This window comes from Chitinophaga sp. 30R24 (assembly GCF_049056765.1).
Lineage (GTDB): Bacteria > Bacteroidota > Bacteroidia > Chitinophagales > Chitinophagaceae > Chitinophaga.
The window spans coordinates 15323-41716 of sequence record NZ_JBJGXX010000005.1; the positions used below are offsets into that span (position 1 = coordinate 15323).

A 26394-nucleotide genomic window follows, 5' to 3' on the forward strand; every position below is an offset into this window, starting at 1 on the left:
CCCGGAGAAAATTCACGTAAATTAATCAAGCTCCTAACGTTGGAAACTATATTTCTTCACCCAAGCCTCCTCCTTCTGCAACGCTGCAAACACCAACCGGTATTGCTCCTTCGTCATCTCCCTACCTGTAGTATCTATTCCTTTGATCAGTTGCCCTTCATAAAAATAATATCTGGAAACAAATGAAGTAGTTTTATGCCGATCAAATGTGCCATCATAAATAGGTACTACATACTGGTAATCTACTTGATAGATGAATACTACTTTATTACCTTCAAAATAATACTCCGTTACTGCCTTACCCATTTCACCGTAAAAAATAGTCACCGCTTTTACTAAGGAATCACCGGCAAAGTAACTGGTTAAATCCCCGCCTTCTGTACTTTGATCAGGTATATCCTTTATCTGTTTAGTGTAATTACCGATATGTGCATTGATATAAACATACCGCTCCCTGATTTTTTTGATGATCTGGTTGTTATCTGCTTGCAGCAATAACAACAAAAGAAGAAAATACTTCATAGGTTTATCTGAATGCTTGAAAAATTACAAAATTATTTCTCTATAAAGCAGCTTTAATAGTCTAAGTATTAAAAACGCAAACAGGAAAAGGAAAAGATCTGTATGAAATAAATGCCCTCCGTGGGCTTTCCATCCGCAAATCTTTTGACAATTAAGCCAAAAGCTCTATTTTTGGCACCGGATTGCAGTATTTACTAGTGATCTGCAGGCCTGCATGTGTGTCAGAAAAAATACTTCTTTAAGTTATTGATAAATAGCAAATTAAAAACTTAAGGAACCGCATTAGCAATGATGCGGTTTTTTTTATGCACAGCACCTGATCTTTATACGATCATTATTTTTTTAAAATATGAAGACATACTTCCGACTTTTATCATTTGCCAAACCTATTAATAAATTTGCGATCCCCTACCTTATCTGTACTTTATTGTCCGTCATTTTCAACACACTGAACCTGGCGCTGCTAGCGCCTTTGCTGGATACGTTGTTTGATAAGAACCAGACCAGAACCATTGCTCCAATGCCGGATAATTATTTTGAAATATTCAAAGTATTCAAGCATTATACGACTATGATCTCTGCAGAATACGGGCAATTGACCAGTCTGAAATTTGTTTGTATTGGCATTGCTACCTCCGTATTGCTAGGCAATATTTTCCGCTATTTTGCCGACCGTACCATGGAAAACCTACGCATCCAAACCCTGCTGAACCTGCGCAGATCCGTTTTTAATAATGTGATGAACCTACACCTGGGCTATTTCAGCAATGAAAGAAAAGGAGATATTATTTCCAAGGTAGCCTCAGATGTACAGGTTGTACAATATACCGTGACCGCCACCCTACAGGTGCTGATCAAGGAACCAGCCACACTGATTTCCTTTCTGGTGATGCTGTTCGTGATCTCTTATAAATTAACGCTGTTGTCGATGCTGGTGATCCCGGTGGCCGGATTGATCATATCCCGGCTGGTAAGAAGACTGAAAGAACAGGCTACCGCTTCCCATCAAACCTACGGGGTGATGATCAGCTACCTGGATGAGGCTTTGAATGGTATCAGGATCGTAAAAGCGTTCAATGCGGTAAAGTTTATCACAGATAAATTCGAACGGCAAAACCTGCGTTATTCCAAGATCACCAAGTCTATGGCTAAAAGGCAGCAAATGGCTTCTCCGGTTTCCGAAACGCTGGGCGTATTAATGGTGGCCTGTATCGTATACTATGGAGGCACCCTGATTATCAATAACCAGGGAGATATGGATGGCTCTACATTTGTTGTATACATTGCCCTGTTCTCCCAGATCATGCGTCCTGCCAAAGCCATTTCCGGCGCCTTTACTAACATTCACTCCGGCATTGCTGCCGGTGAAAGGGTATTACAGCTGATCGATGAAAATCCGGCGGTAAAAGATGCTCCGGGCGCCACCACGCTTACGGGCTTCCAGGAAGCGATTCGCTTTAACAATGTATCCTTCGCCTACGGAGAGAAAAAAGTATTGAAAGACGTTAATCTCACCATACCAAAGGGTTCCACCATTGCGCTGGTAGGGCCTTCTGGGGGTGGTAAATCCACCCTGATAGACCTGATTCCCCGTTTTATGGACCCACAGGCCGGTGATGTCCGGATTGATGGTAAAAACATACAAGAGGTAACCATGGAATCGCTCCGGGCTCTGATGGGCATCGTTAATCAGGAATCTATCCTTTTTAATGACACTATCTTCAATAACATTGCCTTTGCCAAAACCGATGCTACTAAGGAAGAGGTGGAAGCAGCGGCCCGCATTGCCAATGCGCACGGGTTTATCATGAACACCGAAAATGGGTATGATACCAACATTGGTGATAAGGGTTCCAAACTTTCCGGTGGCCAACGCCAACGTATCTGTATCGCCCGCGCCGTATTATCCAATCCGCCATTAATGCTGCTCGATGAAGCTACTTCTGCCTTGGATACCGAATCCGAAAAAATGGTACAGGACGCCCTGAATAACCTGATGAAAAACCGCACTTCACTGGTGATCGCCCACCGCCTCAGCACCATCCAGAATGCAGACAAAATTGTAGTACTGGACAATGGACAAATCGTGGAACAAGGCACTCACCAGGAATTACTTAACAATAATGGCCTCTATAAACGCCTTATAGATATGCAAACCTTCAGTAACTAGCAAATAATCTACACTAAGAAGCCGGCTCAATTAATGATGAGCCGGCTTCTTAGTTTTATCCAAATTGATGATTAATCAGTTAGTTGATGGTGGTAATTGGTGCGGTAACCATTGGAGCAATAAGCAATCTTCTGATTCAACGTATCCAGGTAAACCCTGTAATTAATATGCTCATGCACCCTGGAATTGAAAGGATGGTGCAAATGGTAGCATACCGCTTTTAATTTTATTTTTTTCTGGGTAAGACCGGAATTGATAAAACGGGCTGCCAGCTCAATATCTTCATGTCCCCACCCTTGCAGCTCATTGTTATACCCATTCACTTTCAGGAAATCAGCCCTCCAAAAAGCGCAATTACAACCAATCCAGTTCCTAGAACGCTTGCTTTTTCTTATCAGCAATGGCGCCAGGAAAGGAATACGTAGTGAGTTAATGCGGTTTCCAATGCCTCTGCTCAAACTGGATACCGGCTCAAAATTGCCAGAGCCAAGGAAACGTTTGGTTAAATGCTCCGGTAACAATACGCGACTTCCCCGGATATAATAACCCTTCTCCGCCTCACTCATATGATCCTGGATAAAAAGCTCATGCATCACAATATCTCCATCTATCTGGATAATATAATCCGAAGATGTTCCTGTTATAGCCTGATTAATAATGATCGTTTTGCGGAATCCTTCATCCGGATGCCAAAAATGCTTAACTGGTATGTTGGTTTTCGCACGGAAAGCATCTACTACCGCTCTGGTAGCGTCACCAGAGCCATCATCTGCTATAATCACTTCATCCGGCAACATCGTTTGCATTAACACACTCTCCAGAACCAGCCTCAATGCCTCAGGCCAATTATAGGTAGAAACAAGTAAAGCTACCGACACTCTTTCACCCATATTAATTAAATATAAATTAATTTAATGTTTTAAACGGTCACATTTAACAGCTTACTTCTATATAACGTCTATTTTTTGCTTATTGGTATCTTTTCCCTTCATCGCGTGCACAGTTTTGATCTTGCTATGTCAAGATAATGTGTAGGTTCATCTTACTAATAATCGGTCAGTTATACTTCAAGCTAGCTTATAATTGTAAAACGATTCAGGATATAATTTGTTACATGTTTGTTGCGGTACTTTCAATAAAATTATGCCAATCTGGTTTTCATTAAGATTTTTACTAAAAAATAAGGCCGGATGCCTGTAAACATAGTAACATAACAATTTTATGCAATTTATAATTTAATTATCATAACTGCATAATATTTTTTATTACCTATAAATTGACCGATTTTATCCTCCTGTATCTACTTTCTTTACCAGCTCCTGCCTTACCGCTGCCGGCACCTTATCCAGCAATTTATAATGGGTAGCTTGCTCAATTTCATCAATAGTGGTCAAGTAAGCTGTCCACTTGGTATTTACATCATTTTTATTAGGCGTGTTCACCGCTATAATACGGGTGCTTTTACTGATCCTTTGCAAGTCGTTATTCCCTTCTGGCAATACTACAATCACTTTCCAGATATGGTCCGGTACATTAATATTACGATGGTCGATGGTTTTGGCCAGCCCCTTGCTACCAACGCCCCCACTGCCATAGCTACCCATAATCACATAAACTTCATTGCCATCCATTACCAGCGAACGGGTATAATCTTCCAGGTTCTTCCACAAATGCTGGTTGTGGTTAGGCGCCTGCGGAATCATATTGGTCATCAGGAAAGTAGCTTCATTGGCATCCCTGGTGGCGGTACGGTCGCCGGAAGGACAATTGTGCCCCCTGTCGAAGCCACTGCCTATATAACTGGATTGCGACGCCTGATACCAATTTTCCGGCAAATCAGCATCTGGTCGAAAATCATTGGCCCTCGCCATGTCTCCCAGGTCCCGGCGGGAAATATGCCACGCTACCCAGTTAGGCGTACCTTTTTCCCGGTTATAGGATAATTTATAATATCCCTTATCCATAAGGTAGTTGTTGGCCATCACCAATGAAGCATTGGCACCACTGGGGTTACCCAACAACATATCATCATCATCACCACCTACAGGCTTTCCTGCTGCCGGTGTAACCGGCGATACTTTCCCTCCTGCAGTTACACGGAATGCATCAAAATTGATCCTGCCCTTACCTGCATCTGTTTTACGGATCTCAAACCGGATATTACCGGTAGCCACTACCGTAAATGTGGCTGTTTTCAGGGAAGACGAAGTGGCATCTACGGCATCCCCTACACGAAAATAACGTTGCCCTTTATTAACAGATGCCCATAACTCCCAACTACCTCGCTGATCATCACCATACAAGGCATATTTCAGAGTAGCCGTTACCGTGCCTTTTACCGCAATATCGAAGCTCATGCCAACTTCGCCATTATCGCGGATACGCAAGGCCTGACGGCCTGTTTTATGATCTTCTACCAGACTGCCCAGAAGGGCATCTTTAAAATACCAATTACCGCTGGAAAGCGCTACTTCACTACTATTATAATTATTTTGGGAACCTGTTTCAAAATCTTCCGCTAACAAACGCGCAGCCGCCGCTGTGGATGACTGATTATTTTTTTTGTTGGATGATTTACTGGTAGCAGGTGTGCTTTTATCGCCGGTTATTTTCCGGTTACAGGTGGTTACTACAAAACCTGAAATGGCAAGTACAACTGCAACGGCTATACTGCCGAAGCTCTGGCTATTCTTTTTCTTTTTTGGCATAGAACGATAACGAACGGCCGCGAAGATAATCAAAAAGCCAAAACTAAAAAGCTGTTGCAGCAACGATATTGCAGTAGCGCTGGCATATACTGCTATACCTGTACGAAGCGCTTATCTAGTGTAAACCTATGCGGGTTTTCTGTATCACCCTATATACACTTTTTAACGTGCGCCCTATACGAACCTGCTATTTATTGATTAAATTAGTAGTATGATTATCTCCTGGAGTGAAATAGTAATCCGTTTAGCCCTGGCAGCCTTGTTTGGCGGTATCATTGGGTTGGAAAGGGAACGGAAGGACTGGGCAGCCGGACTAAGAACCCATATGATGGTATCTGTAGGCGCTGCTCTCTCTATGATGGTATCTGCCTATGGCTTTCATGATATACTAGGTACTCCCAACGTAGTGTTAGACCCTTCAAGAATAGCTGCACAGGTAATCAGCGGCATTGGTTTTATAGGCGCCGGCACCATCCTGTTCCTGAAAGAAGGCGTAATCAGAGGCCTTACCACTGCCGCAGGCTTATGGACCGTTGCAGCCATCGGGCTGGCTACCGGAAGCGGTATGTATTTCGCCGCACTGGTGGCCACTATCATCGCCATCGTGATCCTATGGCTATTGCAACCCCTTGAAAAAAAATTCCTCAATCGCTTCGAACAAAAAAACATCCGCATCGTTACCTTCGAAAGAAGCAAGTCCATCGAAATAGTAGACCGCCTATTCCAAACCGGCGCGCTTATTATGAACTCCTGCAATATTGAACAAGTAGATAGCCTCTTTTTCATTAACATCCGTTTCAAAAGCATGGACAGAAGCATTGTCAACAAACTTATTAGTGACATACAAGCAGATAACGGCGTAAAAGAAGTGTCGTGGAATAATTGAGCAAAAGCATCGGGTATATCCGGATAAGAAGAGAGCGTATCAAACTTTTGATACGCCCCCTATACGTTATTCCTTCTCAAATGCAATTTCCCGGAAATAACAGCCACCCTGCACAAATTCCACACGAAACCGCTGCTTGCCCTGGCTCAATGGAATATGCTTTAACGCTACTATTTGCCAGCCCTCCTTTATCCCGGGAACCGGCACATTAGCTACAAGCACCTGGCCATTGGCGCTAATATTAAAACGCGCTCCTACGGAGTCTTTTGCAGGAGCCACTGCTACACGCAAAGTGTACTGCCCACCTGTAGCTACCTGTGCAGTATACTGCAGCCATTCTCCATTTTCTATATTGAATATTTCATATCTACCATTTTCCTTACGGATATCTACTCCATCATTGCGGTAAGTATAACCGCGGTTCCCCTGGGTATTTACGCCAGGAGTATAGTGATAGCTGGCTGTATCCAGGTCGTTGTACGCTGATCCATTTCTTCCCAGGTCATAATCCACCGCCTGGATCACTGTCTGATCTTTGATAATATGTGCTTTAAAAGGAAGCGCTTCCGCAGCAACTACCTGGCGGAACATAGCGTCTGTAACATCTTTATGGTAAACCGCATTTTCCAGGCGGGTATTGCCCACAAACGCTATTAGCGCGCGGTAGGCTTCATCCGGCGAGGGCTTAGGGCCTTTACCATTCCAGTAGTCCAATATCGCCTGGTAGCCGGGCGTTATTTTAATTTCCAGTGGTTGATTGATACCTATCTTTTTCAACTGCCACCATGCCCAGCCAATATCATGGCTTTCAGCCAGGTGGATGTTATGGGTAAACCAGGTATTGGAATTTTCTCCGGACTCTCCCATCCAAAGCGGTACATTATATTGCTCACGCAAGTCCAGGAAATGCTGTATAGAAGACACATCAGTGAAGTTGCCATATTTATGGAAGCTCAACACCATATTATCGTCCCAGGTTGGCAAAATACCATTGTAGTTATTACCAAAGCCATTTCCCTCTATAATGATGATATGCTTTGTGTCCACTTCCCGGATAGCTTTCGTAATATCCTGCATCAATTGTTTCAGGGGGATATTTTTAGTTTCTTTGATGCCCCTGGTATCCGCAGGATCTTCAAATCCCCAGTTGGGCTCATTGATAATATCGTAGCCGCCTATCCAGGGCTCATTGGCATAGCGGGCTGCCAGCTTGCGCCATAAAGCAACCACTTTGACGCGGTTGGCTTCACTTTGCCATAAGGAAAGCCTCTCCGGATGGCGATCGGAAATAGGCAGATCATTGCCTTGCCCACCAGGAGTGGCATGCAAATCCAGGATAAGGTACATATGGTTAGCCTTACACCAGGCCAGCAACGAATCCGTAAGCGCAAACCCTTTCTCCAGCCAGGTTTGTTGCCCTAGCACCGGTTCTTCTTCTACCGGCAATGTGTACAGGTTATAGTGCATTGGTAAGCGCACAGAGTTGAATCCCCAGGCGGCCATGGAGTCGATATCACGTTTGGTGGTATGGTTAATTAGCCAGGCATCATAAATATTTTGCGTTTTCTCTGGCCCTATGAGTTCGGCTATTTTTTCGCGTATCTTATATTGTTGGCCGATATTACCCAATCGGAACATATAACCTTCCTGCAGCATCCAGCCACCCAGGCCCATTCCTCTTAGAATAACCTTCTCATTTTTTTCGTTGATAATAATATGTCCCTGGGTTTTCAGATAACCCTGAGCGTTAACACGTAATAATGTTGGCAGCAAAAAGGCAAGCGCTAATGCGTGGAATTTAAAACTGTTCAATTGCATAGGAAATGTCTTTAAAGTAGAATATTACCGGGAAGCTAAGGTCCATATTTAAAAGAAGAAATTCATTTTTCCTGCTACTTCATTTCTACTACATAGCTAAATAAATCTTCTCTTGCTACAACAATAAACCATCCCGAAAAAATCAGCCTATCGTCAAATAATTATTTCTTCACCTGTAATTACCGGAAATCAGCAAATTAAGTCCTTACTTTGCAGCGCATTTTGTAAAAACCATATTATTTTGACTAACGAACTATCCAGATCGAAATATTTCTCTCTGATTCTTATTTTAGGTTCACTAACGGCATTAGGGCCTTTTTCCATCGACATGTATCTACCTGGTTTTCCGGCCATAGGCAGGGAGCTGGGGGTAGATCCTACGCGGGTTGCACTGTCGTTATCCAGCTTCTTCATTGGCATCTCAGCCGGACAGTTGCTGTATGGCCCTTTACTGGACCGTTTTGGCAGAAAAACACCTTTATATATAGGGCTGGTGTTGTACGTGATCTCCTCTGTTGGCTGTATGTACACCAACAGCCTTAACGGGCTGATCGTTCTCCGGTTTGTTCAGGCTATTGGTAGCTGTGCTGCTACAGTAGCCGCGGTAGCTATGGTACGCGACCTGTTTCCCGTGCATGAAAATGCCAAAGTATTTGCATTACTGATGCTGGTGGTAGGCACCTCTCCTATGATCGCACCAACAGCGGGCAGTTATATTACCAGCGCTTTCAGCTGGCATGTTGTATTCCTGGTATTAGGCTTTATGGGGGCTTTATTGCTGATAGCCACTATATTCTGGCTGCCTGAAAGCTATACACCGGACACCTCACTATCGCTGAAACCCGCGCCCATTATCAAAAATTTCCTGGCAGTAATAGCGCAGCCGCAGTTCTATACCTATACCTTTGCCGGTGCAGTGGCTTTTTCCGGCCTGTTTGCCTATGTATCTGCTTCCCCCCAAATCTTCATGGATATTTATCATTTGAGTGATAAGACCTATGGTTGGATTTTCGCCTTTCTCTCCATCGGTTTAATAGGCTCCAGCCAGGTAAACAGTATGTTGTTAAAACATTTCCGCAGCGAAGAAATTGTACCTGTTGCACTGCTAGCGCAAACCATTACCTGCTTTATCTTTATCATATGTGCCTGGAATAACTGGTTATCACTAACCGGCCTTATTGCCCTGCTCTTTATTTTCCTTTGCTGCCTGGGTTGTATTAACCCAAATACATCTGCTTTATGTTTGGCACCTTTCAGCAAAAATGCCGGCAGTGCCTCTTCCCTGATGGGGGCTATACAAATGGGAATAGGAGCGCTCGCCTCCGCGGTGGTAAGTTTATATAATACGCACACGGCTACTCCAATGGCCATAACTATGTGCGGATCATCTTTCTTAGCGTTGCTCATTCTCCTGATATGCCGCAGGAATATAAAATCAACAGTAGTGGCAAAGAAGGGGGCTATGGTTAGCCATTAACTAAACCAGTACGGCTCCGCCATCTACCACCACTACCTGGCCGGTGCTGAACCCTTCACGCATCAGGTACAGATAAGTTTGCGCACTGTCTTCGCCCGGGCTGTTGCCAACCCAATGCCAGACCGCCCAATACAATCACCTTTTTACCTGTCAGATTTGTATTCATAGCTGTTATATTTTGAGGGTATAAAATACGCTACTTACTATCTTATGGCATTTAACAAATGATGAAAACTGATGAATGTAGATTTTTCCCAATCCTGCTAAGCGAACGATTCCCGGTCCGGGAAGTCCTCTCTACTGCTACCTCCAACATTATTGAAAAGAAAATGTTCGGTGAACTATGTTTCATGGTGAATGATAAAATGTGCGTAGGGGTAGGCCTGGATAAATTGATGGTAAGAATAGATCCTTCTTACTCTGATGAAGTACTAGCCAGCGGAGCAGGCTGTGAATTGATGATACATGGCGGCAAAGAAATGAAAGGATTTACTTTTGTGGAAGAAGCGGTGTTACATACCCAAAAGCAATTACAACACTGGATTAAAATGGCGTTAAAATTTAACAAAAACGCGAAATCCTCCTCCAAAAAGTAACGGATAATGCAGATCAGGGAAAGATTTGCCGCATTTTTTTCTATCTTTAAAGCCCTCGGAAAAATAGTAGCACTATTTAGGAACCTGATTTTTTAACTGGCATTACTCAAATTGCTTATGAACACTTTTACTTTAATAACGGCTTTAATCACTATTAGTGCATTAATTTCATATATCAATAACCGCTTTATTAAATTGCCCGGAACAATAGGTGTGATCGTTGTTTCCTTGTTATTGTCTTTATTGATCACACTTACAGGTAAAATATTTCCGGACGTATTTGCCTTCCTGAAAGATGTTGCCAACGGCATTGATTTTACCGGTACACTGCTGGATATCATGTTAGGCTTCCTCTTATTTGCCAGTGCACTGCATTTCGATTTCAATAAACTCCGGAAACAAAGATACCCGGTATTGGTGCTAAGTACGGTAGGTGTGGTAGGTTCCACCTTTATATTCGGGTTCCTGCTTTATTGGGCTACGGAATTGATGCGCATAGACTTGCCATTGGTATATTGTCTGCTTTTCGGTGCCCTCATTTCACCTACAGACCCTGTAGCCGTGTTATCTATCTTAAAAAAATCTAAAGTACCTCCTGCCCTGGAAACCATTATCGGTGGCGAATCCCTGCTAAATGATGGTACAGGTATCCTCTTGTTTGTAATACTCAAAGAGGTAGCTGGTCAAACAAATACGCACGTATCTATTTCATATGCGGTGACGTTGTTTTCGCATGAAGTATTTGGCGGTATCCTCCTGGGCATTACTTCAGCTATTGTAGCTTACCGGACTATGAAACGGGTAGATGATTTCCAGATTATTGTAATGGTGTCGCTCTCTATGGTAATGGTTATATCTGTGGTGGGAGCTATGTTGCATGTATCTATTCCACTGGCAGCAGTATCTGCGGGCCTCATTTTAGGTAATACCTCCCTGGGTACTAAACATGCGGCTGATATACAACGCTACTTCCTTACAGTGTGGAGTCTTATAGATGAACTACTCAATACAATCCTGTTTGTGATGATAGGCTTGCAGATTGTGCTGATGCCATTCCTGAAAAATTATTGGTTTACAGGGCTGGTAGCTACCATATTTGTATTAGTAGCGCGGGGGTTAAGTATTGCAGTGCCTTCCATCATTTTAAGACGTAGCTTAAGGGTCAATTACGGCAGTATCACCATCTTGGTATGGGCCGGATTACGTGGGGGCATCTCCGTTGCATTGGCGCTCTCCCTGCCGGAATCTCCCTATAAAGAAACCATCCTTTCTGCCAGCTATTTTGTAGTGCTCTTCTCTATTATTGTACAAGGACTCACCCTCAAAAAGGTGGTAGACCGTATGGTATAACTAATAGCTGCCAGGTATTAATTATTAGTACCTGGTAGCTATTAGCAGACTAGGTTTTTCCATAAAAAAATCCTATATTTGCGGTGCAAATGCAAAATACACTATGAACAATTATCTCACATATCAGGCAGGCGATCATGCAGCAACCGTTATCAGAGCGGTAATTGCAAGCACCCGTATTGTCTTAATTCAAGATGGGGAGGCAGGTCTGTCCCGGATATGAGAGGTTAATATATAACTCCTGAAATTTTTTCAAGAGGCCTCTTCATCCGAAGAGGCCTCTTGCATTTGCTCCCCCACCTTCCCCAAACATTATTCACCACCACTCAAATTGATTTACCATGAACAGCAACAGGAAATTTATTATCAAAGCATTAACAATTGCATTTACCCGGCAAGTCCGGTGATGTAAGGTATTCTGTTGCATGTTTGCAAAGGCCTCTCATCACCCGGTGAGAGGCTTTTTTATTTCCCAATTTTTAAAATAAGAACAATATGAAACGCTCAGCGGATCTCAGAAATATAGGCATTATGGCGCATGTAGACGCAGGTAAAACAACGCTCACAGAACGTATGCTCTACTTCACCGGCTTTACACATAAACTAGGCAACGTAGACGAAGGTAACACGGTAATGGACAGTGATCCACAAGAAGAAAAAAGAGGCATCACTATTTCATCTGCAGCCATTACTACCTATTGGCAGCACCAGGATAATACCTGGCAGGTGAATATTATTGATACGCCTGGCCACGTTGACTTTACAGCGGAAGTAGAACGCTCTCTGCGCGTACTCGACGGTGCAATAGCAGTATTCTGCGCCCGTTCCGGCGTACAGCCCCAGTCGGAAACCGTATGGAACCAGGCGAACCACTACAACATTCCACGCATTGTATTCATTAATAAAATGGACCGGCAGGGCGCCGACTTCCGCCGGGTAGTGAACGAAATACGGGAACGGTTAAACGCTAATGCACTGCCAGTGCAATTGCCAATTGGCGCAGAAGACGATTTCAGTGGTGTGATCAACCTAATTACGATGCAGGCCCTTTTGTGGACCACACCGGATGGTAAAACTTATGAAACCACCGATATACCAGCGGCATGGATGGCTGCTGCACAGGAAGCGAGAAGCTACCTGCTGGATGAGCTGTCCTTACTGGATGAATCATTGCTCGATAAATACACAGCAGATGCAGACAGTGTTGCGGTAGCAGACATCCAGGCTGCTTTACGCCGTGCTACACTCCGGATGGAAGCAGTACCTGTGCTGGCCGGTGCCGCCTATAAAAATAAAGGCATACAGCCCTTACTGGACGCCGTTGCCCTGTACTTGCCTGCACCTGCAGACATTGAGGTGGTAAATGCTACAGATCCGGCCGGCGAAACTGCGATACAGCTGCCAGCCAATGAAAATACACCATTGGCAGCACTGGCCTTTAAAATCCTGACAGACGACTACGTAGGCAAATTAACGTTAGTTCGTGTATACGCCGGCGTATTACGCAGCGGCGATACCTTATGGAACAGCCGTACTGGCCGTAAAGTAAGAATCAGCCGGCTGATGCGCATTATGTCGGATAAGTATGAAACCGTCGATGAAATTGGCACCGGCGATATTGGCGCCGTAATAGGACTCAAAGAAGTAAAAACAGGAGATACTTTGTCGCATCCCGACTACCCGGTGTTACTGGAACAGATCCGCTTCCCTGAGCCAATGATCGGTTACGCCATAGAAGCCAAATCGGCGAAAGACAACGATAAACTGGGTGAAGCGCTGGCCCGCCTGCTCGACGAAGATCCTACGCTTAACGTAGCTGTAGATCCGGCCACCGGGCAAACGATCCTCAAAGGCATGGGAGAACTGCACCTGGAAGTGAAACTGGAAAAACTGTCCTCTCAATACCAGGTAGAAATTAATAAAGGACAACCGCAGATCGCATATAAGGAAATATTTACCCAAGCAGTTACCCATCATGAAGTATATAAAAAACAAAATGGTGGATCAGGCAACTTTGCGGACATTACTTTTGAACTTTCACCCGGTAACGAAGATGGTGCCGGATTGGAATTTATCAATGAAATCAAAGGCGGCGCTATCCCGAAAGAATTTATTCCTTCCATTAGCAAAGGCTTTGAAACAGCGATGAATACTGGCGCGCTGGCCGGCTATCCGGTAAAGGCAATGCGGGTTAGGTTGCTGGATGGTGCAGTGCATGATAAAGATTCCCATGCACAGGATTTTGAGCATGCTGCTATTATGGGCTTCAAAAACATTGCCCTACAAGCAGGCCCGCGTTTACTGGAACCTTGGATGAAAGTGGACGTTACCCTGCCGGAAGAATATACTGGTGTATTAACAGGCGATCTTAACAGGCGTCGTGGGGTGATCAAACACATGGAAATGAATGCCCAAGTGCAAAATATCACCGCGATGGTACCCTTATCCGAATTATTCGGTTATATAACGGTGCTGCGCACACTCTCTTCTGGAAGAGCCAGCGCATCTATGACATTCGACGGGTATCAAGCCGTTCCTGGTAACCTCACTGCCCAGGTATTAACTAAATAACAACAACGGCGCTTCATGCTACTCATGAGGCGCCGTTATTTTAATATAGTTTCCCGGAAAATAGTCTTCCTAATATTCACAGAATCATATTCGTACAGAATTTTTCTCTAACTTAGAAATCATAAAAACCCAAAACGGAAACCGGAGCCCTCCAGGCAAAAGCGGAGCTATAAGGCTCACAGACCTTCGTACTAGTGGCCTGCTATGGTTGCCCCAATCCATGTGCGAAATACACCGGGCTTAAGTATACAATTGCGGCTGGGCTCCTTCAATCTTCACCCAAAAAGGAGGGATACATCATGTCATTACAAGTAAATGCACAGATTTCACCCGCAGAGGAAGCCGAAGTAGCTGATCTGCTCAAAACTGAAGAACGCCGTCAACAAGCCATGTTATCTGGCGATGTTAAATCACTGGCTAGCTTGCTGGCAGAGAATGCAGTGTATATCCACTCTTCTTCTGTTGTTGACGATGAAAAAAGTTACCTCGTCCCGCTGGAATCCAAGACCGTCCGGTATGAAGCTATCGACATCACTATTTCCAAAATAGTACGGCTCGGGCCGGGTGTGATATTGCTCAGTGGCCGGGGCGTAATGCAAACGGTCCAGTTTGGCGAATCACGTCCATTAGACAACTTCTTTATTATGACTTGGGTGAAATATCCCGACGGCTGGCGTATGTCTTCCTGGCAATCTACACCCGTTGTAGCACACCGAGGATAAATACCGCTCCTTCATGCAAGGCATATACTTTCTTTTTATAGGGGCTAGCAACTAGCCCCTATAAAAAGTACTAGTTATTATTTTAAGATGATACTATCTTGTATATCCTGATAGTATTGCTTCACCAAACGGCTGTCTGGCAAAGAATTAAATACTGCAATCAACCATTTCCCGTCTTTCTTCACCACTTTCCCTTTATAATATCCTATAGACATCAGCTGTATCTGCCCAGTAGTAAGGTCTGTCCAAAAACAGGAAGCATACATGCTTACTTTTACCGTATCATGTGGGGCTGGAAAAAACCGGAGATTCGTCAGTATATGCCGAGGCTGGAAATGCGAGTTTTTGGTACTTTTGAGCAACTCATCAATTTTTACGCTCCAATTCTGTTTGCCTTTGAGCTTAATACCATCTATTTCCCCGCGGATACTGTCGTCCATATATTCCATGCACTTATCCAACTGGCCATTGTCGAAATGATCACAAAAATTAAGCACTACTCCTTCAATCTGTTGACGGTCGTTAAACGTAAAGTCGGTATTGGCAACTGTTTGCGAGGTATCCCGGCCGGCCTGGGCAGTATCTTCTTTAGGGGTGGTATGGCAGGCAAATAAACCTAATAAACTACCTGCGATAATAGGGGCAAATTTGGACATTAGTTCAATTTTTTATAATATAACAAAACAAACGCATAAATGTTTCTTATATCATAAAATTGTGCCAGGAAAATGCCTGCTATTAGCAGAAGGCCAACGGCAGGCTTACAACGTTATAAGGGACATTTCTGATGATAATCAATCATCTCAATAGGTGTATAGGCTAACTCAATTCCTTTATAATACGCTTCAATTTCATCCAACACCGCTTCCACTTCCTCCACCGTTTTCATGGTTACCAGGCGGCCCCGGAACTGTTTAATATCTGGCAAACCCTTCAAATAGTTGGCATAGCAGCCTCTCATTTCGTTAATACCCACCACTGGTCCTTTCCATTCCACAGACAAACGCAGGTGTTTCTTACTCACCACAATACGTTCTTCCAGTGTAGGACCAGCCATTATCTCTCCTGTTTTTACATAATGCTTTATCTCCCGGAACAACCAGGGATAACCGATCACTGCACGGCCTATCATGATCCCATCTACGCCATAACGATTTTTATATTCCAGGGCCTTCCGGGGGCTATTAATATCACCATTACCAAAAATAGGAATATGTATACGTGGATTGTTCTTTACTTTACCAATCAGGTCCCAATCGGCTTCCCCTTTGTACATCTGGCTACGGGTACGGCCATGGATCGCCAATGCCTTGATACCTACATCCTGCAAACGCTCTGCTACTTCTTCGATGTTTTTGGAGTTTTCATCCCAGCCCAGGCGGGTTTTCACGGTTACCGGCAAACGGGTAGCCTTTACACAGGCCTCAGTTAGCCGTACCATCAGGTCCAGATCTTTCAACACACCGGCGCCAGCCCCTCTTCCTGCCACCTTTTTTACCGGACAGCCAAAGTTGATATCCAACAGGTCTGGATTGGTAACATCCACGATCTTAGCTGCCATAGCCAGGCTGTCTTCATCTCCCCCAAATATTTGTATGCCCACCGGGCGCTCATATTCGAAAATATCCAACTTCTTTTTGCACTTAATAGCATCGCGTATCAGTCCTTCACTGGAGATAAATTCCGTATACATCAGATCAGCGCCAGCATCTTTGCAGACAGCCCGGAAGGGAGGATCGCTTACATCTTCCATGGGCGCCAGCAGCAGCGGAAAATCAGGTAACGTTATGTTGTCTATCTTTACCAAAATCAATGTTTTTTCGGAAACCGCAAAGATACAGAATTACGCGGTTCCTGTAATGGATTTAAGACGCCTTCCTACCACCAATTCATAAATTTTCGTTACATTCCCTTGGTATAATCTTTGGCTCCCGCACTTCATTAAAGTTCTCCGTATGCAAAAATTTGATGCAATTGTTATCGGATCTGGCCAAGGTGGCAACCCACTGGCTAAAAAACTAGAACAACAAGGATGGAAAACCGCTATCGTTGAACAGCGCTACCTGGGTGGCACCTGCATCAACGATGGATGCACACCCACCAAAGCCATGATTGCCTGCGCACAGGTAGCGCGCATCGTGTATACCAGTAAAGAATGGGGTATCAACAGCCAGGGCTTTACAGTAGACCTTCCCTTTATTGTGGGCCGTAAAAACAATATCGTGGATACGTTCCGCGATAGCACTGCCCAGGGACTACAGTTGGAAGGTGTCACCATTTTTATGGGCACCGCCGCTTTTACCGGCAATAAAACAATCCGGGTAACCGGATTTAACAACGAAATCACGATGCTCACCGCAGCATATATTTTCATCAATACAGGCACCTCTCCCTTTATTCCACCTATACCAGGGTTAGACCAGGTACCCTACCTCACTTCCACCTCCCTGCTCGATGAAGTAACCATTCCCCGCGAGCTGATCATATTAGGAGGCAGCTACATTGCCCTGGAAATGGGACAGCTATATCAACGCTTAGGCAGTAATGTTATTATCATTGAAACTGCCCCTCAGCTTGTATCCAAAGAAGACCCGGATGTAGCCGCCGTCATAAAAAATATGTTGGAAGAAGAAGATATCCAGATATTTACCGGCACCGCAACAGAACGTGTGTATAAAACCGGCGACGACATCTACCTGGAAATAAATACCGGCGGCCACCGGCAAACTATTGTCGGCACCCACCTGCTGGTTGCTACCGGACGCAAACCGCAAACACAGGCCCTGCAACTGCAACATACCCGCGTTCTCACAGATGAAAAAGGATATATCCAGGTAAATGACCATCTGGAAACAACAGAACCTGGTATATACGCGATAGGAGATGTAAAAGGCGGACCTGCTTTCACACATATCTCTTATAACGACCACCTGATCATCTATAAAAACCTCTTCGAACAAAGAGACCTTAGTACCCGCTCCAGGCAAATACCTTATTGCATGTTCACTGATCCGCAATTAGGCCGTATAGGCGTTACAGAAAAAGAAGCCTCGCGGGAAGGCATTCCGGTAAAAACAGCGAAACTATCCATGGATAGAGTAGCCAGGGCTATCGAAACGGGTCATACCACCGGTTTTATAAAAGCGTTGGTACATGAATATGATGATACTATTGTAGGCGCCGCCGTTATTGGAACGGAAGGGGGAGAAATCATGTCTGTACTGCAAATGGCCATGCTCGGCGGCATTACAGCCACACAGATACGTGAAATGGTATTTGCTCATCCTTTATATACCGAGTCGCTCAACAACCTCTTTATGACCCTGGAAAAATAAACTCCATAGTGAGTAACTTTTTCCCCATCCTTACCACCCAATGATCAGACTTGAACATGTCTCAAAATATCTTGACGGTAAAAAAGTAGTAGACGATGTGTCGCTGGAAGTAGGAACAGGAGAAACACTGGTACTATTGGGTACCAGCGGAGGTGGTAAAACTACTACCTTACGCATGATCAATCGCCTGTTAGAAGCCGACAGCGGTCATATTTTTATAGATGACCAGGAAATCAGGCAGATGCCACCGGAGCTATTGCGGCGTAATATCGGATATGTACTACAAAACACCGGCCTCTTCCCCCACTATACTGTAAGTGAAAACATTGGCATCGTTCCATCGCTGTTACGCTGGAACAAAGCACGCATCCGGCAACGCACAGTTACGTTAATGGATAAACTCCGTTTACCAGCCGATGTATATGCCGATGTATATCCCTCCCAATTGAGCGGCGGGCAACAACAAAGAGTGGGCCTGGCCCGCGCACTGGCGGCAGAACCGCATGTATTGCTGATGGATGAACCTTTTGGCGCTCTCGACCCTTTAACCCGTATCAGTGTCAGAAAAGAGTTTAAATCCCTCGATGAGATCCATGGCAGAACAGTGATATTGGTTACCCACGATGTGGAAGAAGCCTTTGAACTAGGCAACCGGATCTGCCTCATAAGCGAAGGCCACATCCAGCAACTGGGCACTCCTACAGCACTGCTGTTCCATCCGGCCAATGACTTTGTTAGCGCTTTTCTTACCCCACAACTCCTCCAGCTAAAATTGAAAACATTAAAAATAAAAGATCTATGGCACTTGCTGCCCAGGCGGGCCGATACCAGTACAGCTCTCCTCAGTGCCGATAGCTCTTGCTGGGAAGCCCTGGAAATGATGGCCACCGGGCCACTCACCGTTACCCACCAGCAAGAATCGAAAACAATTGATGGAAACGGATTAATGGAAGCAATGGCCGCCTATAAAAATTAATATGCCCCCACATGGAAGCAATCACCACTTTTTTTGATTTTATACAACAGCAATCCGGGAAACTACTGGATCAAACGCTTACCCACATTGGCCTTACCTTCATTTCGGTAATGCTGGCCATAGCCGTAGGCGTGCCAGCCGGCATACTCATTACCCGGCGAAAACAACTAGCCGCCCCAGTGCTGGGATTTACAGGTATTTTACAAACCATTCCCAGCATCGCCCTGCTGGGCTTTATGATCCCCCTGCTGGGCATTGGCCCAAAACCGGCTATCATCGCCCTGTTCCTCTATGCGCTGCTACCCATTGTACGAAATACCTATACAGGCATCAATGGCGTAGACCCAACCGTAATGGAAGCAGCTACCGGTATGGGCATGAGCCGCCGTCAATTGCTATATAAAGTACAACTACCATTAGCCATGCCCGTTATATTGGCCGGCATACGCACCGCTACCGTGATCAATGTAGGCGTAGCTACACTTGCCGCATATATAGCCGCCGGTGGCCTGGGAGAATTCATTTTCGGCGGTATCGCCCTCAATAATACCAACATGATGCTGGCTGGTGCCATTCCTGCCGCTTTGCTGGCAATCCTGTTCGACTGGCTCCTGTCGCGGCTCCAACATGTTAACATCCGGAAAGCCCACAAAACCGTATATGCATTGCCCCTGCTCTTCCTCGTATTGTCGTCTTTCTATCTTTTGCCCAATACCTACGGCGGTAAAATGCTGGCCGGCTTTACGCCTGAATTTATGGGAAGAAAAGATGGCTATCTGGGACTCAGGAACGTATACGGACTACGTATACGCACCTTGGTAATCAGTGATATGATCATGTATAAAGCCGCTTATGAAAAAGAACTGGATGTTATCAGCGGCAGCAGCACCGACGGCCGTGTAAAGGCCTTTGACCTCGTGGTATTGGAAGATGATAAACACATTTTCCCTCCTTATTATGCAGCTCCTATAGTACGTAATGGAACCCTGCAAAAATACCCGGAACTCGAACCAGTACTCAACAAGCTCTCTGGTACAATTAATGATAGCATGATGACAGCGTTGAACTACCGTGTAGATTACCTGAAAGAAAATCCGGAAAAAGTGGCCCGCGACTTTCTGGTAGCACAGCACCTGTGGAGACCCGCAGGCAACGGCACAAAAGGCACGATACGTATTGGTTCCAAAATTTTCGGCGATGGCTATATACTGGCCAACCTGTATAAAATGCTGATAGAAGGCTATACCAGTCTTAGGGCTGTTACCAAAACAGGACTGGGCGGAACCAAAATAGTATTTGATGCGTTAACTAATAATCAGATAGACTTGTATCCCGAATATACTGGTACCGGTTTGCTGGTGATATTGCAGGCCCCCCAACAGGTAACCGACAGCATTATCAGCGACCCGCAAAAGGTATATGACTATGTAAGCGCAGGCTTTGAGAAAAATTACGGCATCAAATGGTTGAAACCTATCGGATTCAACAATACCTACGCATTGATGATGCGTAGAAAAGAAGCCGAAAGATTGCATATACACAGTATTTCAGCTTTTACTGCTTATGTGAACCACCAGTAATGAACCTAATTATGTTAAAGCAAGCATACGAAACTGTACGCAGAAGATCAGAAGCCATTTGCGCACCACTCAAAACGGAAGATTATGTAGTACAGCCTATTGTGGATGTAAGTCCGCCTAAATGGCACCTGGGCCATACTACCTGGTTCTTTGAAACATTTCTGTTACTCCCTCACCTGAAAGGCTATACGGAATTTGATCCCCAGTATAACTATGTATTCAATAGTTACTACGAATCTATAGGTGCACGGGTAATCCGGACCAACCGCGGTAATCTCAGCCGCCCGGCTGTAGAAGATATCATGCGCTACCGTAAACATGTGGATACCGCCATGGCTACTTTCCTGGAACAGGAACTCACAACAGCAATGCAGGCCCTGGTAACGCTGGGACTGAACCACGAAGAACAACATCAGGAATTATTATATACTGATATCAAATATATACTGGGGCATAACCCTTTGTTTCCTGCCTATGATAAAAATCGTAAGGACCCACCACTGTTGAACAATCAGCCGGGTTCATGGTTAAATATGAAAGCGGGGATTTACGAAATAGGATTTAATGGGGAAGGATTTTGCTTCGATAATGAACTGGGCCGGCATAAAGTATACCTGACAGACTATAGAATTAGTAGCGCCCTGGTCACTAACAGCGAATATTTAGACTTCATCCAGGCAGGTGGCTACCAGGATTTTCGTTTCTGGCATGCAGAAGGATGGGATTGGGTAAATAATAACCAAATCACCACACCCATGTACTGGTACAATATAGACGGTCAGTGGATGCATTATACCTGGCAGGGCTTGCAACCGCTGATGCCAGATGCCCCGGTAGCGCACGTCAGTTATTATGAAGCTGCCGCATATGCAGCCTGGAAGGGGTACCGGTTGCCTACAGAATTTGAATGGGAAGCTGTAGCGCCACAACTGGCCTGGGGCTTGCGTTGGGAATGGACAGAGAGCGCTTATCTGCCTTATCCGGGTTTTACCAAAGCACCGGGGGCTATTGGCGAATACAACGGAAAATTCATGATAAACCAGATGGTATTACGTGGCGGTTCTGAAGTTACCTCTCCTCAACATAGCAGGATTACTTACCGTAACTTCTTTCATCCATCATTAAGATGGCAATTTACAGGGATAAGATTGGCAAGGTGATTGAATAAATTGACAGGTAATCAGGAATATCCGCCACCGGATATATTCACGTTTGAACATAAAAATAATTTATGACTGTAATTCCTACTGTGCTTGCTCCTTGCAAACGCAAACCCGCAACAGATACGTTCTTTCACGACGTAGTACAGGGGCTTACCGCCCAGCAGAAATACCTGGACCCTAAATATTTTTATGACGCAACAGGGGACATGCTTTTCCAGCAAATCATGCAATGCCATGAATATTATCTTACAGACTGTGAAATGGAGATCTTCCGCAACCAATCGGCAGATATAGTGACCGCCTTGCAACATTATGCCGGCATCTTCGATGTAGTGGAACTAGGCGCGGGCGATGCTACCAAATCCGTTCATTTACTGCAACAACTGATTGATAACGGAATCGACTATACGTATTTTCCTATTGACATATCCGGCAATGTGATCAGCCAATTGGAGCAATCGTTACCGGAAAAAGTGCCTGGATTACAATTGCATGGCCTGCATGGAGAATACTTTCAGATGCTGCAACAGGCAAACAAATATTCCAGCCGCAAGAAGGTATTGTTGTTCATGGGCGCCAATATTGGCAACTTCAGTGTAAGCGCTGCCCAAAACTTTTGCCGGCAATTACGGCAATACCTGCAACCCGGCGATATGCTGCTCACCGGATTCGATCTGAAAAAACATCCACAGATTATACTGAATGCATATAATGACGCAGCAGGTATTACCCGCGCCTTTAATTTTAATCTGTTGCACCGTATCAACCGGGAACTGGGAGCGAATTTCGATACTACTAAATTCGAGCACTTCCCTACTTACGACCCGGCCAGCGGCGCCTGCAAAAGCTACCTGATTAGCTTAGAAAACCAACAAGTGCACCTGGGAGATACGGTAAGCATTCCCTTCAAGGAAAATGAAGCTTTATATATGGAAATATCACAAAAATATAGTCTGGAAGAAGCAGACCAATTGGCGGCTTTTTCCAGTTTTAAACCGGTAGCGCGCTTTTTCGATAGCAAACACTGGTTCACCGATTGCCTGTGGAAATGCATCTAGTTCCAGGCTTTCAACATACGGCGTACCGCCACGATCTCTCCGGTATGATAACTGGTATGATCCAGTATCAGCATAGCTTCCTGTAACAGGTGCTGCCCGCTACCATGAGGAATGGGCGCCAGCAGGTTTGCTCTGGGAGCTTCCAGCAAAGCAATAAATGCATGCAGGTCTTTACCCACTTGCGCAATGCTGTGCTTCCAAACCGATTCACTTTTAGGAGCTGGTTCGGCCGGCCAATAACCTTCCGGCCAGTTTAACTCTCTATAATCAGGATTCCTACAAAAATCCAAAATATCAAACTGTGCAAGGCGTATATGCTCTACCAGTTGCCACACACTATATGGCATATGCTGCGGCACTACTCCCCTCAGCTCCGGCGCCAGATTTTTTACGGCATCTGAAAAAGTAACGTGCGCATTACCATTCAGCAACATATCCTTGATCGATTGTACGAATGCTGTTTGTTTTTCCATAATAACTTCTTAAATTGCAAACATTCTTATCAAGCGTATATCTTATACATCAATGTTTAATTACCTTTTTTACGTCGATAAGAAGCAACAAAAACCCCTCCATAAAGTTGCTATATTTTATAAAAACTATCTATTTGAGATTAATTAACAGTTTTAGATTTCGTTTAACCAATCTTGATTTTATTTAGTCATGATTAACAACATGCGAGCTATTGCATGTTATCATTGCGCAAAATCCGGTTTGCCGGAACCCTTTATTAACCAAATCCACGCAATGGCAAGAATCTTATTTTTGTTAACACTACTCACTAGTATCCATTCTATCCTTTTCGCACAGAGAGAGATCAAAGGCTTTGTTTATGATAAAGATACCAGAAAGGGCTTACCAGGAGCTAGCATCTCATTATATACCGCCGACAAATCTATCATGAAAGGGCAAGCTATATCCGATGAAACCGGTAACTTTTCTTTAAAAGACCCTCCTTTGGGCGACTTTAACCTGATCATCAGTTTTATGGGTTATGTGGCTGCGCGTATTCAAATAACTATCAGCGAAAACAGAAAAATATATTCCCTAAGCTCCCTACAAACCGGATTAGCACCCAATCCTATCAGTCTTACCGGCATCAGCATTAAAGCTAATAAACCGTTGATCTCTATACGGAAAGATACGATCGAATTTTCTGCCAGCGATTTCAGAACTGCCGAAAATGCCTCACTTAAAAATCTGTTGCAGAAAATACCTGGGTTAACTGTAGATGCAGAAGGCAATTTTTACTTCCAGGGAAAACACATTAAAGAATTATATGTAGATGGGCGCCCGGTATTCCAGACCGGCTTGAATAATTCCGGAGATCCTCAGAAAATAGCGCAGGTGCTCATGTCAAATATCGTGGATAAGATACAATTAACCGATAAAAAGGGGCTGGATGGTATGTTGGAAGGCAACCGGGATGAGAAAGTCATTAACATTACTGTCAAAGCAGAAATGAAAAAAGGTATTAATGGCAGCGCAGGTGGGGGATATGGTACTCATCAACGGTATAACACGGGCGCTAATGCCAATATGTTCAGAGACAATAAACAGATCATCCTGATAGGTACTTCCAATAATGTGAATGCCTCCCAAGGCCCTTACTCAGTAAATGATACTCGGGGCGCGTTCATAAACATGCCTGGCATTACCAGCAAAAACGAGATCAAAGGTAATGGCTCCTTCGATCTGTCTAAACAAATAAGTACGAGTTTCAACATCTCGCATACCAACAGCAACACAGACAATACACAACAACAAAAAAGGGAGAATATATTACCGGATAGTAACTTTCTTTACAATAACAATAGTTCCAGCCACGATAAGTCACGCCATGATGACGTAAACCTGGCCGCAGAGATAAAACCAAACGAACATAACAGGCTTTCGTTTGGCGTTTTTGCCAACCAGAGCAACAATGATAACAACGCCAACAGTAATTATATTTCACTGGGGGGTAAAACAATGGATACAATCAATATAGGGACGTCTCACAACACTGATAATCTCAAACGGAACAGGTTCTCAGTAATGACGTTCTACAATCACTCTTTTGGAGAAAAAGGTGGCGCACTAAACACTTCCATCAATCTCGAACAAAACGATTCCCGTGATAAACAAATCAACTATACAAATAATTATCTCCCAGAGATGTTTGTAGATGATACCATTAACCAACAAGTGAGTATCAAAACAAAAACCCGTAAAATAAACGGAGAACTGAGTTATATACAACCACTCTCCCGGATATTGTCTCTCAATACTGCTTATTCCTTCGATATCAGCGACAATACAAATGATCAACGGGCGTACGACTTCGATAATACCAAAATGGGATACGACATCCTAAATACAGATCTCACTTATAATTTCAAGAATACCCTATCCAAGAATACGATAAAAGCAGGAATTTTCTTTAATAAAAATAAAATACTGGGACAACTCACCATTGCCTATAACCTTACCGGAGTAAACAGTCATGATTATACGAATAATAAAGAATACCGGCAAAGAGTGAACTTTATTTCCCCTTCCTTAAATTTCTCTTACAAAATAGATAATTACAGAAACCTGGATGCCAGCTTCACCCGCAATACTACTTTGGTTAACAATGAAATACTCTATCAACCTATCATTTCTACAAAGAACCCCTTATATGTACAATTAGGTAACCCGGATCTAAAACCTGGCATTAACAATACAGGCGCTATTACCTATCATTCCTTCAGCATTCAGGGCGTCAGCTTCGGAAGTAGCCTGTTTTTTTACATACAGCAAAACGCCATGGCCAATAACGTTTATTCAGATTCTACCGGCAGGCAAATCACTAAACCAATAAATGTAAACGGTAATTACTTTGTTACCCAGAGTCTCTCCTTCGGTAAACGGTTTGAAAAAACCGGTATCACCCTAAATTATAACGTCAACTATGATATTCAGCATGTTGCTAACTATATCAACCAGGTTAAAAACAACACCCTGATAAATGCTGTTACACAAATGTTCTCTGCTGACTGGATGTATAAACAGGTACTGGAAATAGATGCACTCGCCAATATGGTGTACAACAGCAATAAATACAGCATTCAAAATAACACCAACTATGATTACCTGACTTATTATCTCACCCTAAGTGCAAATGTATACCTTCCACTGAATATCAACGTGGGAGCAGCGGCCTACTACAATGAAAACACCAGCAGTAACCAAAAATATACAATATTGAATAGCTGGGTGTCTAAAACGTTTCTGAGAAATAAAAGCCTGCAATTAAAATTATATGTGTACGACCTGCTCAAAGAAAATAAAGCCATTTATACCCTCCAGTCCTATTCATACATCGAACATGACAACTATAATACCCTCACCCGCTATTTTTTGCTAAGCGCTTCTTATTTTTTTGGTAAAAAGAAAGGAGAGAAACCAAATGGTAACCCTCCCCAATAATTCTTATAT

21 protein-coding genes are annotated in these 26394 nt (G+C 44.0%); 13 read left to right on the top strand and 8 right to left on the bottom strand.

The features are described from left to right. Positions 1-33: 33 nt before the first annotated feature. Positions 34-522 (bottom strand): hypothetical protein, encoded by a 489-nt coding sequence (locus ACDQ55_RS13310; protein ID WP_420981889.1) that lies wholly within the window; start codon positions 520-522, stop codon positions 34-36. Positions 523-871: 349 nt separating this feature from the next. On the opposite strand from ACDQ55_RS13310, the gene ACDQ55_RS13315 reads away from it, so the two are divergent. Then, positions 872-2692 carry an ABC transporter ATP-binding protein gene (locus tag ACDQ55_RS13315; RefSeq protein ID WP_420981890.1) on the top strand — a complete coding sequence of 607 codons (1821 nt, stop codon included), beginning with the start codon at positions 872-874 and terminating at the stop codon, positions 2690-2692. 71 nt (positions 2693-2763) lie between these two features. Here the strand turns inward: ACDQ55_RS13315 and ACDQ55_RS13320 are convergent, their stop codons facing one another. Further along, positions 2764-3582 carry a glycosyltransferase family 2 protein gene (locus tag ACDQ55_RS13320; RefSeq protein ID WP_420981891.1) on the bottom strand — a complete coding sequence of 273 codons (819 nt, stop codon included), beginning with the start codon at positions 3580-3582 and terminating at the stop codon, positions 2764-2766. A 396-nt stretch (positions 3583-3978) separates the two neighbouring features. Continuing rightward, positions 3979-5400 (bottom strand): DNA/RNA non-specific endonuclease, encoded by a 1422-nt coding sequence (locus tag ACDQ55_RS13325; protein ID WP_420981892.1) that lies wholly within the window; start codon positions 5398-5400, stop codon positions 3979-3981. A 211-nt stretch (positions 5401-5611) separates the two neighbouring features. Here ACDQ55_RS13325 and ACDQ55_RS13330 point away from each other — a divergent pair, with 211 nt between their 5' ends. Beyond that, positions 5612-6286 (top strand): MgtC/SapB family protein, encoded by a 675-nt coding sequence (locus tag ACDQ55_RS13330; protein ID WP_420981893.1) that lies wholly within the window; start codon positions 5612-5614, stop codon positions 6284-6286. Positions 6287-6352: 66 nt separating this feature from the next. Here the strand turns inward: ACDQ55_RS13330 and ACDQ55_RS13335 are convergent, their stop codons facing one another. Continuing rightward, entirely contained in the window at positions 6353-8104 is a 1752-nt protein-coding gene (locus ACDQ55_RS13335; RefSeq protein WP_420981894.1) for a cellulase family glycosylhydrolase, read from the bottom strand. Positions 8105-8345: 241 nt separating this feature from the next. Between ACDQ55_RS13335 and ACDQ55_RS13340 the strand changes: the two genes are divergently transcribed. Beyond that, on the top strand, positions 8346-9581 hold the full coding sequence (locus tag ACDQ55_RS13340; protein ID WP_420981895.1) for a multidrug effflux MFS transporter: 1236 nt from the start codon (positions 8346-8348) through the stop codon (positions 9579-9581). On the opposite strand, the gene ACDQ55_RS13345 is transcribed toward ACDQ55_RS13340, so the two are convergent. After that, on the bottom strand, positions 9582-9716 hold the full coding sequence (locus tag ACDQ55_RS13345; RefSeq protein ID WP_420981896.1) for a hypothetical protein: 135 nt from the start codon (positions 9714-9716) through the stop codon (positions 9582-9584). It lies immediately after the preceding gene. Between the two features lie 89 nt (positions 9717-9805). Between ACDQ55_RS13345 and ACDQ55_RS13350 the strand changes: the two genes are divergently transcribed. The 4 genes from ACDQ55_RS13350 (at position 9806) to ACDQ55_RS13365 (ending at position 14820) form a co-directional block, all read left to right on the top strand. Next, positions 9806-10177 (top strand): TfoX/Sxy family protein, encoded by a 372-nt coding sequence (locus ACDQ55_RS13350; protein ID WP_420981897.1) that lies wholly within the window; start codon positions 9806-9808, stop codon positions 10175-10177. 117 nt (positions 10178-10294) lie between these two features. Then, the gene (locus ACDQ55_RS13355; RefSeq protein ID WP_420981898.1) at positions 10295-11527 is read left to right on the top strand and encodes a cation:proton antiporter; all 1233 of its coding nucleotides are present in this window, start codon (positions 10295-10297) and stop codon (positions 11525-11527) included. A gap of 495 nt (positions 11528-12022) precedes the next feature. Continuing rightward, on the top strand, positions 12023-14098 hold the full coding sequence (fusA, locus tag ACDQ55_RS13360; RefSeq protein WP_420981899.1) for an elongation factor G: 2076 nt from the start codon (positions 12023-12025) through the stop codon (positions 14096-14098). A gap of 299 nt (positions 14099-14397) precedes the next feature. Further along, positions 14398-14820, top strand: coding sequence for a nuclear transport factor 2 family protein (locus ACDQ55_RS13365; protein ID WP_420981900.1), 423 nt, complete (start codon positions 14398-14400; stop codon positions 14818-14820). Between the two features lie 77 nt (positions 14821-14897). Here the strand turns inward: ACDQ55_RS13365 and ACDQ55_RS13370 are convergent, their stop codons facing one another. Next, positions 14898-15476 carry a nuclear transport factor 2 family protein gene (locus ACDQ55_RS13370; RefSeq protein WP_420981901.1) on the bottom strand — a complete coding sequence of 193 codons (579 nt, stop codon included), beginning with the start codon at positions 15474-15476 and terminating at the stop codon, positions 14898-14900. A gap of 113 nt (positions 15477-15589) precedes the next feature. After that, on the bottom strand, positions 15590-16627 hold the full coding sequence (dusB, locus tag ACDQ55_RS13375) for a tRNA dihydrouridine synthase DusB (protein WP_420981902.1): 1038 nt from the start codon (positions 16625-16627) through the stop codon (positions 15590-15592). A gap of 148 nt (positions 16628-16775) precedes the next feature. Between dusB and ACDQ55_RS13380 the strand changes: the two genes are divergently transcribed. From ACDQ55_RS13380 to ACDQ55_RS13400, 5 genes are all read left to right on the top strand, one after another. Further along, positions 16776-18155, top strand: a complete 1380-nt coding sequence (locus ACDQ55_RS13380) for a mercuric reductase (RefSeq protein ID WP_420981903.1) — start codon at positions 16776-16778, stop codon at positions 18153-18155. 40 nt (positions 18156-18195) lie between these two features. Further along, entirely contained in the window at positions 18196-19131 is a 936-nt protein-coding gene (locus ACDQ55_RS13385) for an ATP-binding cassette domain-containing protein (RefSeq protein WP_420981904.1), read from the top strand. Between the two features lie 11 nt (positions 19132-19142). Beyond that, positions 19143-20711: an ABC transporter permease/substrate-binding protein gene (locus ACDQ55_RS13390; protein ID WP_420981905.1), complete on the top strand. Its 1569-nt coding sequence runs from the start codon at positions 19143-19145 to the stop codon at positions 20709-20711. Between the two features lie 11 nt (positions 20712-20722). Further along, positions 20723-21871 carry an ergothioneine biosynthesis protein EgtB gene (gene egtB / locus ACDQ55_RS13395; RefSeq protein ID WP_420981906.1) on the top strand — a complete coding sequence of 383 codons (1149 nt, stop codon included), beginning with the start codon at positions 20723-20725 and terminating at the stop codon, positions 21869-21871. A gap of 71 nt (positions 21872-21942) precedes the next feature. After that, positions 21943-22932: an L-histidine N(alpha)-methyltransferase gene (locus ACDQ55_RS13400; RefSeq protein ID WP_420981907.1), complete on the top strand. Its 990-nt coding sequence runs from the start codon at positions 21943-21945 to the stop codon at positions 22930-22932. On the opposite strand, the gene ACDQ55_RS13405 is transcribed toward ACDQ55_RS13400, so the two are convergent. Next, positions 22929-23405: a DinB family protein gene (locus ACDQ55_RS13405; protein WP_420981908.1), complete on the bottom strand. Its 477-nt coding sequence runs from the start codon at positions 23403-23405 to the stop codon at positions 22929-22931. The genes ACDQ55_RS13400 and ACDQ55_RS13405 overlap by 4 nt on opposite strands. 274 nt (positions 23406-23679) lie before the next feature. Between ACDQ55_RS13405 and ACDQ55_RS13410 the strand changes: the two genes are divergently transcribed. Continuing rightward, positions 23680-26385: a TonB-dependent receptor gene (locus ACDQ55_RS13410; RefSeq protein WP_420981909.1), complete on the top strand. Its 2706-nt coding sequence runs from the start codon at positions 23680-23682 to the stop codon at positions 26383-26385. The last annotated feature ends 9 nt before the right edge of the window (positions 26386-26394 follow it).

Bases quoted from the DNA above. Each gene is read 5' to 3' on its own strand.
- ACDQ55_RS13310 (WP_420981889.1), bottom strand. From the start codon at position 522: ATGAAGTATTTTCTTCTTTTGTTGTTATTGCTGCAAGCAGATAACAAC.
- ACDQ55_RS13315 (WP_420981890.1), top strand. From the start codon at position 872: ATGAAGACATACTTCCGACTTTTATCATTTGCCAAACCTATTAATAAA.
- ACDQ55_RS13320 (WP_420981891.1), bottom strand. From the start codon at position 3,582: ATGGGTGAAAGAGTGTCGGTAGCTTTACTTGTTTCTACCTATAATTGG.
- ACDQ55_RS13325 (WP_420981892.1), bottom strand. From the start codon at position 5,400: ATGCCAAAAAAGAAAAAGAATAGCCAGAGCTTCGGCAGTATAGCCGTT.
- ACDQ55_RS13330 (WP_420981893.1), top strand. From the start codon at position 5,612: ATGATTATCTCCTGGAGTGAAATAGTAATCCGTTTAGCCCTGGCAGCC.
- ACDQ55_RS13335 (WP_420981894.1), bottom strand. From the start codon at position 8,104: ATGCAATTGAACAGTTTTAAATTCCACGCATTAGCGCTTGCCTTTTTG.
- ACDQ55_RS13350 (WP_420981897.1), top strand. From the start codon at position 9,806: ATGATGAAAACTGATGAATGTAGATTTTTCCCAATCCTGCTAAGCGAA.
- ACDQ55_RS13355 (WP_420981898.1), top strand. From the start codon at position 10,295: ATGAACACTTTTACTTTAATAACGGCTTTAATCACTATTAGTGCATTA.
- fusA (WP_420981899.1), top strand. From the start codon at position 12,023: ATGAAACGCTCAGCGGATCTCAGAAATATAGGCATTATGGCGCATGTA.
- ACDQ55_RS13365 (WP_420981900.1), top strand. From the start codon at position 14,398: ATGTCATTACAAGTAAATGCACAGATTTCACCCGCAGAGGAAGCCGAA.
- ACDQ55_RS13370 (WP_420981901.1), bottom strand. From the start codon at position 15,476: ATGTCCAAATTTGCCCCTATTATCGCAGGTAGTTTATTAGGTTTATTT.
- ACDQ55_RS13380 (WP_420981903.1), top strand. From the start codon at position 16,776: ATGCAAAAATTTGATGCAATTGTTATCGGATCTGGCCAAGGTGGCAAC.
- ACDQ55_RS13385 (WP_420981904.1), top strand. From the start codon at position 18,196: ATGATCAGACTTGAACATGTCTCAAAATATCTTGACGGTAAAAAAGTA.
- ACDQ55_RS13390 (WP_420981905.1), top strand. From the start codon at position 19,143: ATGGAAGCAATCACCACTTTTTTTGATTTTATACAACAGCAATCCGGG.
- egtB (WP_420981906.1), top strand. From the start codon at position 20,723: ATGTTAAAGCAAGCATACGAAACTGTACGCAGAAGATCAGAAGCCATT.
- ACDQ55_RS13400 (WP_420981907.1), top strand. From the start codon at position 21,943: ATGACTGTAATTCCTACTGTGCTTGCTCCTTGCAAACGCAAACCCGCA.
- ACDQ55_RS13405 (WP_420981908.1), bottom strand. From the start codon at position 23,405: ATGGAAAAACAAACAGCATTCGTACAATCGATCAAGGATATGTTGCTG.
- ACDQ55_RS13410 (WP_420981909.1), top strand. From the start codon at position 23,680: ATGGCAAGAATCTTATTTTTGTTAACACTACTCACTAGTATCCATTCT.